15 protein-coding genes are annotated in these 17,236 nt (G+C 69.3%); 6 read left to right on the top strand and 9 right to left on the bottom strand.

Going from position 1 to position 17,236, the window contains the following annotated elements:
* Positions 1-1,253: 1,253 nt before the first annotated feature.
* The 4 genes from ACFYRH_RS11510 to ACFYRH_RS11525 form a co-directional block, all read right to left on the bottom strand.
* The gene (locus ACFYRH_RS11510) at positions 1,254-3,026 is read right to left on the bottom strand and encodes an NAD+ synthase (protein ID WP_387771970.1); all 1,773 of its coding nucleotides are present in this window, start codon (positions 3,024-3,026) and stop codon (positions 1,254-1,256) included.
* Between the two features lie 52 nt (positions 3,027-3,078).
* A complete protein-coding gene (locus ACFYRH_RS11515) occupies positions 3,079-3,600 on the bottom strand; it encodes an AAA family ATPase (protein WP_387771973.1) in 522 nt (173 codons plus the stop codon).
* A complete protein-coding gene (locus ACFYRH_RS11520) occupies positions 3,597-4,241 on the bottom strand; it encodes a GNAT family N-acetyltransferase (RefSeq protein ID WP_387771976.1) in 645 nt (214 codons plus the stop codon). The genes ACFYRH_RS11515 and ACFYRH_RS11520 overlap by 4 nt, the downstream gene beginning before the upstream one ends.
* A 66-nt stretch (positions 4,242-4,307) precedes the next feature.
* Positions 4,308-4,940, bottom strand: coding sequence for a peptidoglycan recognition family protein (locus tag ACFYRH_RS11525; RefSeq protein WP_387771979.1), 633 nt, complete (start codon positions 4,938-4,940; stop codon positions 4,308-4,310).
* Between the two features lie 81 nt (positions 4,941-5,021).
* On the opposite strand from ACFYRH_RS11525, the gene ACFYRH_RS11530 reads away from it, so the two are divergent.
* Together ACFYRH_RS11530 and ACFYRH_RS11535 are read left to right on the top strand one after the other, a co-directional pair.
* Positions 5,022-5,501 (top strand): hypothetical protein, encoded by a 480-nt coding sequence (locus ACFYRH_RS11530; protein WP_387771982.1) that lies wholly within the window; start codon positions 5,022-5,024, stop codon positions 5,499-5,501.
* The gene (locus ACFYRH_RS11535) at positions 5,498-6,421 is read left to right on the top strand and encodes a hypothetical protein (protein WP_387771985.1); all 924 of its coding nucleotides are present in this window, start codon (positions 5,498-5,500) and stop codon (positions 6,419-6,421) included. The genes ACFYRH_RS11530 and ACFYRH_RS11535 overlap by 4 nt, the downstream gene beginning before the upstream one ends.
* On the opposite strand, the gene ACFYRH_RS11540 is transcribed toward ACFYRH_RS11535, so the two are convergent.
* Positions 6,347-6,754, bottom strand: a complete 408-nt coding sequence (locus ACFYRH_RS11540; protein ID WP_387771988.1) for a hypothetical protein — start codon at positions 6,752-6,754, stop codon at positions 6,347-6,349. The genes ACFYRH_RS11535 and ACFYRH_RS11540 overlap by 75 nt on opposite strands.
* A gap of 116 nt (positions 6,755-6,870) precedes the next feature.
* On the opposite strand from ACFYRH_RS11540, the gene glnA reads away from it, so the two are divergent.
* Together glnA and ACFYRH_RS11550 are read left to right on the top strand one after the other, a co-directional pair.
* Positions 6,871-8,211 (top strand): type I glutamate--ammonia ligase, encoded by a 1,341-nt coding sequence (gene glnA / locus ACFYRH_RS11545; RefSeq protein ID WP_387771991.1) that lies wholly within the window; start codon positions 6,871-6,873, stop codon positions 8,209-8,211.
* Between the two features lie 280 nt (positions 8,212-8,491).
* Positions 8,492-9,208: a Type 1 glutamine amidotransferase-like domain-containing protein gene (locus tag ACFYRH_RS11550; RefSeq protein WP_387771994.1), complete on the top strand. Its 717-nt coding sequence runs from the start codon at positions 8,492-8,494 to the stop codon at positions 9,206-9,208.
* A gap of 6 nt (positions 9,209-9,214) precedes the next feature.
* On the opposite strand, the gene ACFYRH_RS11555 is transcribed toward ACFYRH_RS11550, so the two are convergent.
* Genes ACFYRH_RS11555 through ACFYRH_RS11565 form a run of 3 tightly spaced genes read right to left on the bottom strand, consistent with a single transcriptional unit; the run spans position 9,215 to position 10,687 of the window.
* A complete protein-coding gene (locus ACFYRH_RS11555) occupies positions 9,215-9,505 on the bottom strand; it encodes a YiaA/YiaB family inner membrane protein (protein WP_387771997.1) in 291 nt (96 codons plus the stop codon).
* 54 nt (positions 9,506-9,559) lie between these two features.
* Positions 9,560-10,138: a peptidylprolyl isomerase gene (locus ACFYRH_RS11560; RefSeq protein ID WP_387772000.1), complete on the bottom strand. Its 579-nt coding sequence runs from the start codon at positions 10,136-10,138 to the stop codon at positions 9,560-9,562.
* Between the two features lie 45 nt (positions 10,139-10,183).
* On the bottom strand, positions 10,184-10,687 hold the full coding sequence (locus tag ACFYRH_RS11565; protein ID WP_387772003.1) for a hypothetical protein: 504 nt from the start codon (positions 10,685-10,687) through the stop codon (positions 10,184-10,186).
* A gap of 208 nt (positions 10,688-10,895) precedes the next feature.
* Between ACFYRH_RS11565 and ACFYRH_RS11570 the strand changes: the two genes are divergently transcribed.
* Together ACFYRH_RS11570 and trmB are read left to right on the top strand one after the other, a co-directional pair.
* Positions 10,896-13,802, top strand: a complete 2,907-nt coding sequence (locus ACFYRH_RS11570) for a bifunctional [glutamine synthetase] adenylyltransferase/[glutamine synthetase]-adenylyl-L-tyrosine phosphorylase (protein ID WP_387775239.1) — start codon at positions 10,896-10,898, stop codon at positions 13,800-13,802.
* A 32-nt stretch (positions 13,803-13,834) separates the two neighbouring features.
* Positions 13,835-14,545, top strand: coding sequence for a tRNA (guanosine(46)-N7)-methyltransferase TrmB (gene trmB / locus ACFYRH_RS11575; protein ID WP_387772006.1), 711 nt, complete (start codon positions 13,835-13,837; stop codon positions 14,543-14,545).
* Here the strand turns inward: trmB and ACFYRH_RS11580 are convergent.
* A complete protein-coding gene (locus ACFYRH_RS11580; protein WP_387772009.1) occupies positions 14,526-17,114 on the bottom strand; it encodes a family 78 glycoside hydrolase catalytic domain in 2,589 nt (862 codons plus the stop codon). The genes trmB and ACFYRH_RS11580 overlap by 20 nt on opposite strands.
* Between the last annotated feature and the right edge of the window lie 122 nt (positions 17,115-17,236).

Genomic DNA, 17,236 nt, shown 5'->3' on the forward strand with positions numbered 1-17,236 from the left:
AGCTTCCTGCCGCTGCACTTCCTGAGCGGGCTCGCGTGCTCGCGTCGGCTCCTGACCGCGCGAGGTGTCGTGCTCTCGCGGGGGCTCGTGGTTGCGCGCCGGGTCGTGGCCCCAGACGGGCTCAGGGCCCGGGCCTGGCTCGTGGCGGCGGACGGGATCCTGCCCGCGGCCGGGCTCTTGCTCACGTCCTGCGTCGTGGCCACGGGTGGGTTCGGGAGGCTGCAGGCGCTGCGGCGGCCGCGGCGGCTGCTGCGGGCTCAACCCATTACTCACACCATGACCCAGCCCATTACTCGACCCATTACTCGACCCGTTGCTCGAGCCGTGGTTCAGGCCGTTGCTCGACGACTGCGAGGGGGGCTGGGGCTGCGCTGGGGGACCGGGCTGTGGTGCGGGGCTGCCCCAGTTGGTGCTGCCGTTCGACGACTGCTGCGGCCGTGGCGTCACACCGTTGCTCGACTGCGGCGGCGCCGGCGGCCGAAGCGGCGGCTGACCAGGTGACTGCTGACCAGGCGGCGAACCTACCGACTGCTGACCACCCGGACCGGCCTGACCACTCTGACCAGCCGGTTGACTGCCAGGTTGACCCGGCGCCTGCTGCCGACCGCTCGGTGCACCGTTACTCCCGGACCCAGGCCCGAACGGACTGGGCCGACCCTGCGGCGGCTGCGCCCCGGGTGCGGGCTGCGGGGCCGGCGCCTTGGGCCGAAGCGGGCTCTGTTCCTGATACCCCTGTCCGTACGAGTCCTCGCGCGACTCTCCGTAGTACTCCTGCCGCTCACCCCGCGCCGGCGGCTGTCCCGGCGGCGGTGGCGCGCTCGGCAGGAACGGCGGCTTGGGAACGTACGGCTGCTGCGGCACCGGTCCGCGCTCGTACGTGCGGGGTGCGTTCGGCAGCGACGGTGACGGGTCGAGGCCGAGTCCGGAGCCGTGCTCGCGCCAGGGATCGTCGTAGTCCGAGCGGCGGTGCTCCTCGGTTGCCCGGTTCTTCGGTCCGGTCCCGTACGGCGACGGCAGCTCCTCGTCGTCACCCTGGGTACCGGCCGACGTGAAGTTGTCAACCATGCCTTCATCGTCCCACCGATGCGGAGGGTGAGCGCCACCGCCTGTCGGTGAGCGATCGCTCACATCCTCCCGGTAACTGTCCTGGTAGCTGTCCCGGTAACTCTCCTTGGGCAGGCCGGAGCGGTCGTGCAGGTCCTCGGGGGAACCCCACGTGGATTCTTGGGATGGGCGGTACCGCCAGGAGTCGCTCAGTGCTCGGCTGCCTTCCGTGCGTCCTCACGCCATGCATTGGTGATCGGCAACCGGCGGTCCCGTCCGAAGGCCTTGTGCGTGATCTTCGGGCCCGGTGGGTACTGCCGGCGCTTGTACTCCGCTCGGTCGACGAGCTGGATCACCTTCGTGACCAGCTCGGTGTCGAACCCGGCGGCGACCAGTTCGGCGCTGCCGCGGTCCTGCTCGACGTAGTCGTCCAGCATGTCGTCGAGCAGGTCGTACGGCGGCAGCGAGTCGGTGTCCTGCTGCCCCGGGCGAAGCTCGGCCGACGGGGGTTTGGCGATCGAGTTCTCCGGGATCGGGGGCTGCTGCCCCTTCTCCTCGGCGTCCGCGTTCCGCCACTTCGCGAGCCGCCAGACGACGGTCTTCGGGACGTCCTTCAACGGCGCGTACCCGCCGACCGCGTCGCCGTAGATCGTCGAGTACCCGACGGACAGCTCCGATTTGTTGCCGCAGGCAAGCACCAGGTGGCCGTCGGCGTTCGACAGTCCCATCCAGACCACGGCGCGGACCCGGGCCTGCAGGTTCTCCTCGGCCAGCCCGGTCAGCCCGAGCGTGTCGAGGAACGGCTGCACCATCGGCTGGATCGGTACGACGCGGTAGTTCAGGCCGGTCCGCGCGGCGAGCTCGGCCGCGTCGTCCTTGGAGTGGTCACTGGAGTAGACGCTCGGGTTGGAGATCCCGAACACGTGCTCGGCGCCGATCGCGTCGCAGGCGATCGCGGCGACCAGCGAGGAGTCGATGCCGCCGGACAGCCCGAGCAGGACCGACTTGAAGCCGTTCTTCTGGACGTAGTCACGCAGGCCGGTGACGATCGCGCCGTACATCTCGGCCTCGTCACTGAGCCGCGGTGCGACGGTCGGCGGCATCGCGTCGTACTCCGCGACCGGGTCCTCGTGCAGGACGGTGTGCACGATCTCGATGCCTTCGTGCATGCCGGACGGAGTACCTGACGCGGCAGGGAGGTCGAGGTCGACGATCATGCTGCCCTGCTCGAACTGCGGAGCGCGCGCGAACACGGTGCCCTCGGCGTCGGCGATCAGCGAGTCGCCGTCGAAGACCAGCTCGTCCTGACCGCCGACGAGGTTGACGTACGCGAGCGCGCAGCCGGCCTCGCGGGCGCGGCGGCGTACCAGGTCACCGCGGACGTCGTCCTTGTTCGCCTCGTACGGCGAGCTGTTGACGACCATCAGCAGACCGGCACCTGCCGCGCGGGTGACCGCGACCGGCCCGCCGTCCTGCCAGAGGTCCTCGCAGATCACCAGGGCGACGTCGATGCCGTGGATCCGGACGACCTGCAGGGTGTTGCCGGGGACGAAGTGCCGGAACTCGTCGAACACGCCGTAGTTCGGCAGGTGGTGCTTGACGGCACTCGTCACCACGCGACCCTGGTGGATGACGGCGGCGGAGTTGGTGGGGGAGCCCTTCGGGCGGCCGAGGCGGTCGATGCCCATCGCCGTACCGCCGGCCCGGTCGAGGTACCCGCAGATCACCACGATGTCGCCGAGCCCTTCGTCGGCGAGCCGCTGCGCGAGGGTCTTGATGTTGGCCTGCGACGCGTCCACGAACGAGGCCCGCAGCGCCAGGTCCTCCACCGGGTAGCCGGTCAGCCCGAGCTCGGGGAACGCGACCACATGCGCGCCTCGCTCGACCGCGTTCCGGGTCCACGCGACGATCTTGTCGCTGTTCCCGTCGATATCACCCACGGTCACGTTGAGCTGAGCAAGAGCTACCCGAAGCTGAGGCACGGGAGCACATTACTGGTTCGACCGGCCCGACCCCACGTCCGTCACCAACCTCTTACGAACGCCGAATGAACTCACGCACCCGATCGACGTTCCCGGCCAGGGGGTCCATCGCATCCACCGTCAGCCGCTCGCGCTCCAACTGCGCATACTCACTCCGCATCCGCAGCACGTGATCCCACCCCACTTCATGCCACCCGGGGATCCCACGCCGCCGCCCTTCGAGCCGGCTCCGATGCACCCCTTCGTCACGGCAAACACATTCGACGATCAACAACCGGCTGCCGTACTCCGCGGCAAGCGCCTCCCACCGCGCCGCGACTTCCTCGCTCACCAGACAGTCCACGATCGCCGACTGACCCAGCATCAGCTGACGTTTGATCAAAGTCCCGAGCAGGTCGTAATACATCGCGAGAAACGTCGGCCGGTCGAGCCCGCCCAGTACCCCGTGCGGTCTGAGGGCACCGAGTAACCAGTCGCCGGCGAACGCCGGTACGCCGGTCTCGGTCGCCAACGCCTCGGCGAGTGTCGACTTGCCGGTGCCGGGGAGTCCGGTGAACGCGATGATCTGGCTCATGGTGCTGAGGTTGTTGCGGTGCGGGCGACTAGTAGAGGGGTGACGGTCGTCCAGCCGAGGGATTCGTAGAGGGGGCGGCCTTCGGGGGAGGCGGCCAGGTGGGCTCGGGTTGCGCCGTGGGTGATGGCGGTTTCGGTGAGGGCGGTCATGACGGCGCGGGCGAGGCCGCGGCGGCGGTGGGCCGGGTCGGTCTGGATCATGTCGGCGACCGCGCCGGTGTGGAGTAGCGACATCCGGCCGGTGGCGGCGAGTTCGCCGTACCCGTAGACGTGGACGTCGACGATCGACGGCGCCGTGATGATCTCGAGTTTGTACGGCGCGGGCACCGGCGAGCTCGCCTGGTCGGACAGCGCGATCGACATCAACCACTCGGTGCGGACGAACTCCAGCGGCACGAGCTCACCCGCGACCCGCTCCGGATCGCCGGTCGCGATCGTGAGCCACGACGTACCGGGCGGGTTGCAATCGGTCAGCGCGAGATGCGCCGCCGCGGCCGCGTGCATCTCCGTGGCGATGTATTCGATCCGTCGTTGCGGTTCACCGATCCGGACGACGATCACGTCGTCCACCTGCTGGTAGTCGGTCCACCCTCGCGACGCCGACCATCCACGCTGCCATTGCGTGAGGACCTCGTCGTACATGCGCCTATCGAACAGCGACGAAGGTTCACCGGGCCGACTACCGTTCCTGATCCGCAAGGTCACGTATCAGCCGAAGAGAACCGCCGCGACGCGATCGCGCAACTCCGGCAGCCGCGCGTAGAACACGTCACCGGGGCACTGTGTGGTGTTGTAGTCGCGGTGCCCGACGATCGCCACGTGCGGATCGAGCCCGTACTTCGTGCACAGCCAGGCGCAGGTCAGGACGGACATGTCGAACAGCGGGGTGGTCACGTCCTCGGTGACGTAGATGCCCTCGTGCTCGATGCCGATCGTGTGGCTGTTCTGGTTGGCGGTCTGCGCGCCGAGCACGTTCTGCCCGTTGTTGATCGCCGACAACGACTTGCTCCGGCCCTCCATCAGGTATCCACCGCGGCTGATCGTGAGCTGGTTGCCGATGTCGATCCAGCCGTTGGTGTCCATGTGCAGGTCCTGGATCCAGTGCTGGACCTTGTACGCCGCCGCGAGCGAGTAGTCGGTGACGTTCGCGCTCGCGGTGTGGTGGATGACGATGTGGTCGGGCTTGCCGATCACCTGGGTGGCGGACTTGGGCGGGCGCGCCGACCATTCGGTGCGCGTGTAGCAGCGCGGCGCCGGGGCGGCCTGCGCTGCTGTGGGCAGGGCGAGTCCCCCGAGCAGTACGCCGCCGGCGCTCGCGCCGAGCAGGGTACGCCGGGACACCCGGGCACGTTGGATATTTTCTGGGGCGGTCATACTTGAGAAAATTCCCTACCGGCAAGCGCACCAAACCAGAATGATGTAATGGCGGACGTGACTGAAGGTGAGCGGCCGGGGGCCGTCCGGCTAGGGCGGGTCGGCAAGGGGATGCGGGTCCTCGTCGCGGTCGCCGGGATCGTGCTGCTGATCAACGGATCGGTCCGGGCCTCCGACGACGCCTGGCCGTTCGGGCCGATGTCGCAGTACGCGATGTCGGTGCCGGACGACGCCGCGATCGACTTCACCCGGGTGAGTGCGGTGACGGACGCCGGTACGACGGTCGACGTACCGCTGAACATCGAGGGTGCCGGGGTGGCGCGGGCCGAGATCGAGGCGCGGGCCGGAGAGATCGTGAAGGACCCGGCGCTGCTCCAGCAGGTCGCGGACGGGTGGGCGCGTAAGCACCCGGACAAGCCGAAGTACGTGAAGCTCGAACTCATCCGGGACACCACCCAGTTGGTGAAGGGCCGGGTCGAAGGACCGCCCACGTCCCAGGTGCTGGCGACCTGGGAGGTGCGTCGATGAGGGCGGCCAGTTGGTTCACCCCGGCGATCGCCCTGGCGCGGATCGCGTGGTTGCGCACGATCCTGTACCTGTTCGTCATCCTCGACATGCACGCGTTCGTCCGCGACACCCGCGACAAGGGCGAGCACCCCGGGCTCTACCAGCCGTTGCTGCTGGCCCGGCTCCTCGACCTCCCGAAGCCGACGGTGGCGAACACCACCGCGCTCTACATCGTGCTGATCGTCGCCTGCCTGATCGGTGCGACGAACTACTTCCCGCGGATCGCGGGCTGGATCGTCGCGCCGGCGTTCACGTGGTGGGTGCTGATCGGGATGAGTGACGGCAAGGTCGACCACGACCATCTCGCCCTTGTCATCGCACTGTGGGTACTGCCGACCGTCGCCCCGGCGCGACGCGGACTCTCGTCGTACGGCGATCAGACCCGCTCGGAGGCGGCCGGGTGGGCGATCCGGTGCATCCAGATCTGCGTGATCGCGACTTACTTCCTGTCCGCGGTCGCGAAACTGCGCAGTGCCGGGTGGGCGCTGACCTGGCCCGGGAGCGCCGTACTGACCTGGGCGATCGTCCGGCGGCCGCACCCGGTCGGGGAGTGGCTGCTCAACTATCCGTGGGTGCTGCACGTGATGCAGTGGGTCGGCATCATCGGGGAGTTCTGCTCGCCGGTGATCCTCTGGCTGAAGGGCCGGTGGCAGTTGCTCGGGGCGCTCTTCTTCATCGGGTTCCACGCCGCGAACACCGCGATCCTGCTGATCCACTTCCTGCCGACGGTGGTCTGCTGGCTGGCGTTCGCGCCACTGGAGCGGATCGTGCCCTGGTACCGGTCCCGCAAGGAGCCGAAGGCGGGCTCAGACCGCGATGCCCGAGAGGCCGAAGACCAGGCCGAACACGGCCGGCAGGCCGAGCAGCAGGCCGGCGCGTAGCTTGAACCGGCGGCCGCCGGGTCCCGGGGTCCGGACGACGCGGGACAGCACGGCACCGGCGTACCCGAAGACCAAAGCGGCGAGCAGGATCTGCCGGGTCGGCAGGTTGTCGGCGTTGTGATGCGTCAGCCCGAGCGTGACCAGGCCCGGGCAGCAGAACGCGCACATCCCGAACCCGAGTTCGGGGATCGGGAGCCAGCGGCGACCCAGTACGTCCCGCTCGGCCGGTCGCCGGTGCCGCAGCGACTGCACGAAGCGCGCCGTACTGACGATCAGGTCGCTGAGGCAGAGGACCGCCGCCACGATCAGGGCGGCGTGGAAGATCGTCTGCACAAAGGGACACGCTAGGCCCTGATCGCCACGATGTCCGCCCTGGCACGTAACGTCTGCTTAACAAGGGCGGGGCACACTGTGAGAAGTTCCGAAGACTCGGGTGAGAGGTGGACCGGATGGACAAGCAGCAGGAATTCGTGCTGCGCGCGCTGGAGGAGCGCGATGTGCGCTTCGTGCGGCTCTGGTTCACCGACGTGCTCGGGTTCCTGAAGTCGGTCGCGGTGGCGCCGGCGGAGCTGGAGAGCGCGTTCGCGGAGGGCCTCGGGTTCGACGGCTCGGCGATCGAGGGGTTCGCCCGGGTGACCGAGGCCGACATGCTCGCCAAGCCGGACCCGTCGACGTTCCAGATCCTGCCGTGGCGCGGCGAGACCATGGGCACCGCGCGGATGTTCTGCGACATCAACATGCCGGACGGCTCCGCCTCGTTCGCCGACCCGCGGCACGTGCTGAAGCGGACGCTGTCGAAGGCGGCCGACCTCGGCTTCACCTTCTACACGCACCCTGAGATCGAGTTCTACCTGTTCCGCTCGCTGACCGGCGCGCCCGGCACGACGCCGGAGCCGGTCGACTCCTCGGGGTACTTCGACCACACGCCGCAGGGCATCGGCAACGACTTCCGCCGCGAGGCGATCACGATGCTCGAGTCGATGGGGATCTCGGTCGAGTTCAGCCACCACGAGGGCGGTCCCGGCCAGCAGGAGATCGACCTGCGGTACGCCGACGCACTGTCGACCGCCGACAACATCATGACGTTCCGCGTCGTGGTGAAGGAGGTGGCGCTGTCGCAGGGCATCTACGCGTCGTTCATGCCGAAGCCGTTGTCGGACCAGCCGGGCTCCGGGATGCACACGCACATGTCGCTGTTCGAGGGTGACCGGAACGCGTTCTTCGAGGGCGGGGCGCAGTACCAGCTGTCGAAGACCGGACGGGCGTTCATCGCCGGGCTGCTGCAGCACGCGGCCGAGATCACCGCGGTCACCAACCAGTGGGTGAACTCCTACAAGCGGCTGGCCGTCGGCGACGAGGCGCCGTCGTTCGTCTCGTGGGGTCACAACAACCGGTCCGCCCTGGTGCGGGTGCCGATGTACAAGCCGCACAAGGGGCAGTCGAGTCGCGTCGAGTTCCGGTCACTGGACTCGGCGGCCAACCCTTACCTCGCCTTCGCGCTGATGCTCGCCGCCGGCCTCAAGGGGATCGAGGAAGGCTACGAGCTGCCGGCCGAGGTCGAGGAGGACATCTGGTCGCTCACCGCCCGCGAACGCAAGGCCCTCGGCATCAAGCCGCTCCCCGGCAGCCTCGCCGAAGCCATCAGCGCGATGGAGGACAGCGAACTCGTCGCCGAAACCCTCGGCGAACACGTCTTCGACTTCTTCCTCCGCAACAAGCGCGCCGAATGGCAGGACTACCGCCGCCAGGTAACCCCCTTCGAACTCAACAAACTCCTCCCCGTCCTGTAGTGCCTCACCAAGGAACGTTCGGGTCGTAGCCACCAGCCCCGCGCCTCGGGAACGCGGTGTCAGTTCGGTGGTGAACCCCTAATCTGGCCGGTTCGCCACCGGTATACGAGGGGTCAACGGGCACTCTGAGAGGTGAACTCCGCAAAGTGCCCGGAGCAGAACGCGGCCCCGAAGAGATGCTTGTCCGGCGAGTCGTGGATTCTGGCTGAGGAACCCCGCCGTTCTTCACGACTCGCGGTTCGGGGTGCAAGCCTTTTGCCACGAGTCGATGGGAGGTTCGGTGGTTGATTCTCAGGTTGTCGCGTTGGGTGGTGGCGGGTTCTCGATGGAGCCTGACAACGCGTTGCTCGACGACTACCTGCTCTCGCTGGTGCCGACGGACCGCAAGCCCCGCGTCTGTTTTGTTCCGACTGCGAGTGGGGACTCCGAGGGGTACGGCGACCGGTTCCTGGCAGCGTTCGGGCCGGAGCGGGCGGAGGCGACGGTGCTGTCGCTGTTCAAGCGGTCGGTGGCCGATCTCGACGCCTTCGTGCTGGAACAGGATGTCGTGTACGTCGGTGGTGGCAACACCGCGAACCTGCTGGCGATCTGGCGTCTGCACGGGCTCGACGTGGCGCTGGAGAAGGCCTATCGCGCTGGTGTGGTGATGGCCGGGATCAGCGCCGGGATGAACTGCTGGTTCGAAGCGTCGGTGACGGACTCGTTCGACGTGAACGGCTGCGGGCCCTTGGCCGACGGGCTCGGATTCCTGCCCGGCAGCGCCTGCCCGCACTACAACGGCGAGCCGCTGCGGCGCGACACGTTCCTCGGCTTGGTCGAGTCCGGGTTCCCGGAAGGTTATGCAGCCGAGGACGGCGTGGCCTTGCACTTCACGAACGGTCGGCTGAGGGACGTCGTCAGCTCCCGTCCCGACGCAGCCGCCTATGCGGTACGCCGTGGCGACGCCGGGGTGTCCGAGGAGCGCCTGCCTGCCAGGTATCTCGGCGCTCTGCAGTGAGCGGCGTCAGCCGTCGACTCTGAACGGGTCGTGTTCGGTGAGGAGGAGTTTGTCGAGGCGGGCTTGGTCCACTCGGCTGGTGACGTCGGTGATTTCCTGGCGGTCGCGGACGACCTTGCACAGGACGACGGTGGACGTGACGACGTAGAGCAGGCCGAGGGCGAGGAACGCGCGTACCAAGGGCTGGGCCGGTAGGTAGACCAGGGCGATCGACGTCGCCGTGATCGAGATGCCGAAGGATGCGACGGCCTGGGCGTAGAAGGCGGCGGTTTGCTGGGGCTGGATCTTCTTCGTCATGCCGAGATCTTCAGGCCGCCACCACCTCGCGCACATGAGCAGAACCACTCAAGTTCAGCCGATGAGGACTTCCAGGAGCGTGGCGGGCGCGGACGTGGTGAGCCGGTCCAGCACCGGTTGCCCCGTGGTAACTCGGCCGAGAACGGTCGACGTGGGGGAGAGCGGCGCATCCGCAGGCGTGATGAAGAACGCGCTGGAGTTGCCGCGACCAGGGGTGTTGCTGAGGGCAACTGTGCCGCGCGGGTAGGTCTCGTGGCCGGTGAGTTCGGCGGCGAAGTGGTAGCCAGGCCGGCCCACGCCGCACTCGAGGATCGCCCGGGTGTGGCGTGGGCACGGGGTCTGGTTGAAGAACCGCCGCAGCGCGAGGTGCGTGAAGCTGTGCACCGCACACGGCGCGTTGGCGCGGTCGAGGGTCAGCACGAGGTCGCCCCGGTTCGTGCGGAGCGTGACCTTGACCAGACCGAGCGTCGGCGCCAGCGAGTACGGCGGTTGGCCGTGCTCGCCCGCGGTCCGCGTATACGTGCAGCCCTTGAACAGCGTCGGCGCGGCTTGGGCGCGAGCCACCCAGCCTTCGACGAGGAGTGCTACCGCGGCGACGGCGAGGACTGCGACAACTCGTTTCCAGTGACGCACGCTTCTGAAGGTAACACTGGGTAGGCAGATTGCAACAGAGTGTGTTCAGACGTTGAGCGGCTCAGCGGGAGTGCTGTCGGAGGAGTGCTGCGAGGCCCACCGAGCAGCAGCCGTCGAGTGCCGGTACGGCGGAATCTCCGGCGCGCCCGTGACCTCGTCCAGCGCCGGAGCCGACGCGGGCGCCGGTGTCGTCGCGGGCACCTGCGTACCGTCGGCGGCCAGGGCGTGCACCTCCTCTACGGTGAACAACCCGACCGGACGGACGCCTTCGGTGATGATCACGATGCATCCCGGGATCACCTGCTGCGCCCGATGACCCTTCGGAGGAACGAGAATCCCCTCGGCGGGCGTTCGCCAGGCGCCGGGTGCGAACCGGCTGACCGCGATCCCGGCCTGGCCGTCCTCCGGAGTGCGTGGTGGAAGGTAAGCAGTCGCCGTGTAGTCGTAGTCGTAGTCCGGTTCCGGCGGTCCGGACACTCGCCCGCCCTGCTGGGGTGTCAACCAGACAACCGTGCCTCGCACGGCGAGCGACCCCGTCATCATGACCATGGAACGCCATCATGCCGACTACTGAGCGAATCCGCTACACGACACCGTGTATTCCCCGCAATCCAGTTGAGACTTTCGGGACGCACCGGCCGGTCGCCGGCCCCCGGCGCGGGTTGGATAGCCTGCGGGGGTGGCAGAGGGTCGGAGAGGGTCGTGGGAGGGACGCCTGGTTCGGCTCGGGTTCGCGGACCCGCAGCGGGCGGCGGGGATGCTCGAGGAGCTCGACGCGCTGGACTCGCACAGTCCGATGGCGACCGAGCAACTGATCACCACGCTGTCGGAGTCGGCCGACCCGGATCTCGCGCTGCACGGCTTGTGCGGGATGGCGGAGGCGCTGCACAAGAACGGGTACGACGTGGCCGCGTTCGCCCGCACGCTCGAGATGGACGCCGACTTCCGCCGCCGGCTGGTCTTCGTCCTCGGCGCGAGCGAGGCGCTCGGGCGGCATCTGTGCGTGCACCCGCGGCACTGGTACGACCTGGCCGACCCGGCGCTGACCGGCAACCGGCCGTCGCTCGAGGACGTGGCACTGAAGCTCGCCGGCGCGGTGGACGCGGAGAACCCGGTCGACGCGCTGCGGGTCGAGTACCGGCGGCTGCTGCTCCGGCTGGCCGCCCGGGACCTGGCCGAGGGCCTGCTGGTCGACGAGGTCGCCGCAGTGCTCGCCGATCTGGCCGGCGGGGCGCTCGAGACCGCGCTGCACATCGCCCGCAACGAGTACTTCGCAGCGCACCCCGGCGCGGCCGACTGCCGCCTCGCGATCATTGCCATGGGCAAATGTGGTGGCCGGGAACTGAACTATGTCAGCGATGTCGACGTCCTGTTCGTCGCCGAGCCGCACGACGGTGAACCCGAGGCACCGGCGCTGAAGACCGCGACCCAGCTGGCGGCGGCCACGATGCGGATCTGTTCGGCGCACACCGGCGAGGGCACGCTCTGGCCGGTCGACGCGGCATTGCGTCCGGAAGGCAAGTCCGGTCCGCTGGTCCGCACCCTCGACAGTCACCTGGCGTACTACCAGCGCTGGGCGAAGACCTGGGAGTTCCAGGCGTTGCTGAAGGCCCGCCCGGTCGCGGGCGACGCCGTGCTGGGTCGCGAGTACGCCGAGAAGGTCGGCAAGCTGGCGTGGTCGGCAGCCGACCGCGACGGCTTCGTCGCCGACGTCCAGGCGATGCGCCGACGCGTCGTCGACCACATCCCGGCCGCGGACGTCGACCGGCAGCTGAAGCTCGGTCCCGGTGGCCTGCGCGATGTCGAGTTCGCCGTACAGCTGCTGCAGCTCGTGCACGGCCGCAGCGACGAATCGGTCCGCAGCGGTACGACGCTGGTCGCGCTCGAGGCGCTGACCTACAACGGGTACGTCGGCCGCACCGACGGCGCCGTGCTCGCGGACGCGTACCGCTTCCTGCGGTCGATGGAGCACCGCATCCAGCTGTACCGCCTGCGCCGTACCCATCAGGTGCCGGACGACGAGGAGGACCTGCGGCGGCTCGGCCGGTCGCTCGGGTTCACCAAGAACCCGGTCACCGACCTCACCGCGGCCTGGAAGAAGCACGCGCTCGAGGTGCGGCGGCTGCACGAGAAGCTGTTCTACCGGCCGCTGCTCGCGGCGGTCGCGCGGATCCCGGGCGGCGAGGTGCGGCTGACACCGGAGGCGGCGAAGCAACGACTGACCGCGCTCGGGTACGCCGATCCCGCGTCGGCGCTGCGGCACATCGAGGCCCTGTCCGAGGGGGTGTCGCGGCGGTCGTCGATCCAGAAGGCGTTGCTGCCGGCGATGCTCGGGTGGTTCGCCGAGTCGCCCGCGCCGGACGCCGGCCTGCTCGCGTTCCGCACGATCTCGGACGCGCTCGGTTCGACCCCGTGGTACCTGCGCCAGTTGCGCGACGAGGGCGCGTCGGCCGAGCGACTCGCACACCTGCTGGCCAGCGGCCGGTACGCCGTCGATCTCCTGCAACGCGCACCGGAGGCGACCGCGATGCTCGCCGACGAGCGCGAGCTGACGCCGCGGACCCAGGAAGCGCTGGTCACGGAGATGTCCGCGGCCGCCCGCCGTCAGGATGCGCCGGAGGCCGCGGTGGCGGCGATCCGTGCGGTACGGCGCCGCGAGTTGTTCCGGATCGCCGCTGCGGACCTGTCCGGTCTGCTGGACGTGGAGACCGTCGGCGAGTCGCTCACCAAGGTGTCGGTCGGGACCTTGACGACGGCGCTCGAGGTGGCCCGGAAAGCGGTCGCGAAGGGCGAACCGGAGCCGACCCGGATGTCGATCGTCGCGATGGGCCGGTTCGGTGGGCACGAACTCGGGTACGGCAGCGACGCGGACGTGATGTTCGTGCACGACCCGCTCCCGGGCGCGGACGAGAAGAAGGCGACGGACTTCGCGACCCAGGCGGCGACCGAGCTGCGACGGATGCTGGCGCTGCCCGGTGCAGATCCGGCGGTCGCGATCGACGCGGACCTACGGCCCGAGGGACGGCAGGGTCCGCTGGTCCGGACGCTGGCGTCGTACGCGCAGTACTACGCGCGCTGGTCGGCGGTGTGGGAGGCGCAGGCGCTCCTGCGGGCGGACCCGTTGTGCGGCGACGCGGACCTGTGTCAGTCGTTCCGTGACCTGATCGACCCGCTGCGCTATCCGGAGCACGGGATCAGCGAGCGCGACGTGCGGGAGATCCGGCGGATCAAGGCGCGGGTCGACGCCGAGCGGTTGCCCCGTGGCGCCGATCCGAGCACGCACACGAAGCTCGGCCGCGGCGGTCTGGCCGACATCGAGTGGACTGTCCAGCTCCTCCAGTTGCGGGAGGCGCACCGGGTCCCGAGCCTGAAGACGACGCGGACGCTGGCGGCGCTGCGGGCCGGCGTGGACGCCGGCCTCGTCGACCCGACCGAGGCGGACACGTTGAGCGCCGCCTGGGAGCTGGCCAGCCGGATCCGGAACGCGATCATGCTGGTCCGCGGCCGGGCGAGCGACTCGTTGCCGCAGGATCCCCGGGACCTCGCCGCGGTCGCGCACATCTGCGGCTACCCGCCCGGCGAGTCCGGCCGGTTCTCCGACGACTACCTGCGCACCACCCGCCGCGCGAGCAACACAGTGGCACGGCTGTTCTGGGACGACTAGGTCGCCAGGCGCGACCGAATACACTCCTGCTGGTGGAAGCTGTGGATCAGGTCAGGCAGGCGGGTGTCTTCAGCACCGTCCGGCGCAGTGTGCGGATGACGGTGGGACAGAAGCGGGTCTGGGCGACGCGCTGGGCGGAGCTCGGCCGGACGCAGGAGGACCTGCCGCCGGGTGAGCTGGACCTGAGCGAGTGGTTCGGGCGGAGCGCGCCGACCGTGCTGGAGATCGGCTCCGGGATGGGTGAGGCGACCGCCCAGCTCGCCGTCGCCGCACCGGACGTGAACCACGTCGCCGCCGAGGTCTACCCGGCCGGTCTCGGCCAGCTGATGCTGTGGGTGGAGAAGTACGACCTCGACAATGTCCGCCTGCTGCAGGGCGACGCACTGGACTTCCTCCGCGACCACGTCGCTCCCGGCGCGCTGGCCGGCGTGCGCATCTACTTCCCGGACCCGTGGCCGAAGAAGCGGCACCACAAGCGCCGGCTGGTCACACTGCCGTTCGTCGGGCTGATCACGTCGCGGCTCGAGCCCGGCGGGACGTTGCACCTGGCAACGGACTGGGCGGACTACGCGGACCGGATGCTCGAGGTCTGCGAGGCCGAGCCGTCGCTGCGGAACCAGTACGACGGCTGGGCCCCGCGGCCCGAATGGCGGCCGGTCACCAAGTTCGAGTCCCGCGCGCAGGCCGAGGGTCGCGAGGTCCGCGACCTCATCTACCGCAAGGTCACGCCGACCGGCTCGTGAACGCCCACTGCCCGGCGCCGACGGTGTAGACGGCGTAGCCATCCCGGTACGCCGGCGCGTCGGCGAACGATCGCGGTACGGCCTCCACGTGCTCGGCCGCCTCGGACGGGACATGTACCTCGGCGATCGTACCGACCGGGACCTGTACCTCCAGCGAGAGCACCCGGCCGTTCTGCTTCCAGGACACCGACACCCGGCCGCGGATCGTCTCGGTGCGGATGCTCGCCGAGTTCACCTCGGCGCGCGCGTCGGGCCGGATCACGATCCGCTCGGCGCCCGCGTCGATCACCCGCAGGCCCGTGACGTTCTCGAAGATCCACTGCACGACCGTGCCCTGGAAGTAGTGGTTTCGCGACCGCGAGTCGTCCTCCCACTTCTCCCACATGGTGTCCGCGCCGAGCTCGAACCAGTACCCCCAACTCGGGAAGGTCCGCTGCAGCGCGACCTTCGTCGCCACGTCGCCGTACCCGTGTTCGGTGAGCACCGGCAGCAGGACGCCGACGCCCAGGCAGCCGGTGTTGAGGTGGAACCCGCGCGCCTCGACGTCCGCGGCGAGATTGGCCGCGACGCGATCGACCATGTCCTCGGGGACGATCCCGAACGCCAGCGGCACGGCGTTGGACGTCTGCCGGTAGTCCGGGTCCTTCTCGGTGCGGTAGCGGCCTTCGGTGCGATCCAGGAACGCCCGGTTCAGCCCGTCCGCGAGTTCCTGCGCAGCCTTGCGGTACTCGTTGGGCTGTCCAATCACATCGCCGATCTCTGCCGCGACGACGAGCGCCCGGTAGAGGTACGCCGTACCCGTCAGGCGCCGGTCCTCCGGGGCCGGGCCGCTGCCGAAACCGGGCGGCAGCCAGTCGCCGAGGACGCTCACCGACAGTCCGTCCTCGACGCGGTCGAGTTCCCAGGCGAGGTAGCGGGTGAGGGCGTCCCAGTGCTCGCGGAGCAGCCGCTCGTCGCCGTACCAGCGGTACATCTCGCGGAGCAGGAACGGGTAGACGGTCGGCCACTCGGTCGCGGGGGAGAGGTCGGTGAAACCCCAGCCGCTCGACGGCACGATCACCGGCAGCTGCCCCGACTCCGCCTGGCTGTCGCGGATGTCGCCGAGCCACTTGGTGAAGAACCGCGCGAGGCCGAGGGTCGCGAGCATCGTCGGCGCCCCGACCTGCGCGTCCCCGGTCCAGCCGTTCTTCTCGAAGTACGGGGTGTCCGTCGGGATCCCGTGCAGGTTGCTGAGGATCGTCCGCCGCATCGCCCGCTCGTACTGTTCGTACGGCGCCTGCGTCGAGCTGAACCGGGTCACCGACGGGACGTCCGAGTTCACGACCCGCATCCGGACGTCGGCCGGCGCGCCCTCGATCTGCACGTACCGGAAGCCCTTGTACGAAAACTTCGGCTCCCAGGTCTCCACGCCGGTGCCGGCCGCGATGTACTCGTCGCGCTGGATCCGGTCGCCGTCAACATGCACGTTCCACGCAGCAACGTTGCCGTCAGCAACCGTCTCGCCGTGGGTGAGACTGACGGTCGTCCCGGCCGCGGCCGTCACCGACAACCGCGTCCACCCGGCGACCGTCCGCCCGAAGTCAGCGATCCACACACCTGGTCGCACCTCGGTGACCTCGACCGGGTCGACGGTCTCGATCACCCGGATCGGCTCGTGCGCCTGAGCCCTCATCGTCCCGCGCGGCGCCTCGACGAGGCTCGCCGGTGACCAGCTCGAGTCGTCGAAGCCGGCGGCGTCCCAGCCGGGGAGTGCGCGGCGGGCGTCGTACGTCTCGCCGAGGTACAGCGAGTCGGACAGCGTCGGTCCGCCGGTGATGCGCCACGACTCGTCGGTGACCACCTCGGCCACGCGACCGTCGTCGTACTCGACGACCAGGCGAGCGATCAGCCGCGGGTCGGCGGTCCACGGCGTGTCGTGCCAGCGCCAGACGTTCACCGAGGTCATGCCGAAGAATCCGCGGCCGAGCTCGGCGCCGACGACGTTGTCGCCGGACTGCAGTAGGTCGGTCACGTCGTGCGTCGTATAGAGAACAGTGCGGTCGTAGGCGGTGAAACCAGGGTCGAGTACGGCGTCACTCACCGCGTGCCCGTTGAGTCGCAGGTCGGCGTACCCGAGGCCGCTCGAGTAGAGCCGCGCGCGCCGAACGGTCCCGTCGACGGTGAACGCGCGGCGCAGCAGGGGAGCGCTGTCGGTCGTGCCGCCGATCCACTGCGCGCTCCCGAAACCCTCCTCGAGCAGACCGGTCTCGAAGAATTCCGGTGCAGCCCACTCACCGGCCTGGTCGTCGCCGTCCCACAGCCGGACGGTCCAGTGGTACCGGGTCCGCGCCGCGGCGGGGCCGTCGTACTCGATCCCGAAGGTCCGCGCCGAGTCGATCCTCCCCGACTCCCACACGTCGGCCTGCTCGGCCGTCAGCAACTCCGGCGCCGAGGCGACCAGGATCTGGTACGCCGTCTGCGTCGCGCCGTACCCGGAGGCGTCGGCGACCCAGCTGAACCGGGGCTTGGGGATGTCGACGCCGATCGGTCGGACGGCGTACTCGGTCTGGAGAGATCGAGGTGTCAGCACGGTTAGGACCCTAGGTACGCGCGCCGAGCGCGATCAACCTTCTGACCAGAACCGGACGATGATCACAAATGATCGCCGGTCTCGGTTGGTGATTGACAGGTCCAGATGCTGAAACCTGAGCA

This window comes from Kribbella sp. NPDC004875 (assembly GCF_042873375.1).
Lineage (GTDB): Bacteria > Actinomycetota > Actinomycetes > Propionibacteriales > Kribbellaceae > Kribbella.

Bases quoted from the DNA above. Each gene is read 5' to 3' on its own strand.
- ACFYRH_RS11570 (WP_387775239.1), top strand. From the start codon at position 10,896: ATGCTCGAGGAGCTCGACGCGCTGGACTCGCACAGTCCGATGGCGACC.
- ACFYRH_RS11515 (WP_387771973.1), bottom strand. From the start codon at position 3,600: ATGAGCCAGATCATCGCGTTCACCGGACTCCCCGGCACCGGCAAGTCG.
- ACFYRH_RS11530 (WP_387771982.1), top strand. From the start codon at position 5,022: ATGGCGGACGTGACTGAAGGTGAGCGGCCGGGGGCCGTCCGGCTAGGG.
- ACFYRH_RS11520 (WP_387771976.1), bottom strand. From the start codon at position 4,241: ATGTACGACGAGGTCCTCACGCAATGGCAGCGTGGATGGTCGGCGTCG.
- glnA (WP_387771991.1), top strand. From the start codon at position 6,871: ATGGACAAGCAGCAGGAATTCGTGCTGCGCGCGCTGGAGGAGCGCGAT.
- ACFYRH_RS11535 (WP_387771985.1), top strand. From the start codon at position 5,498: ATGAGGGCGGCCAGTTGGTTCACCCCGGCGATCGCCCTGGCGCGGATC.
- ACFYRH_RS11555 (WP_387771997.1), bottom strand. From the start codon at position 9,505: ATGACGAAGAAGATCCAGCCCCAGCAAACCGCCGCCTTCTACGCCCAG.
- ACFYRH_RS11565 (WP_387772003.1), bottom strand. From the start codon at position 10,687: ATGGTCATGATGACGGGGTCGCTCGCCGTGCGAGGCACGGTTGTCTGG.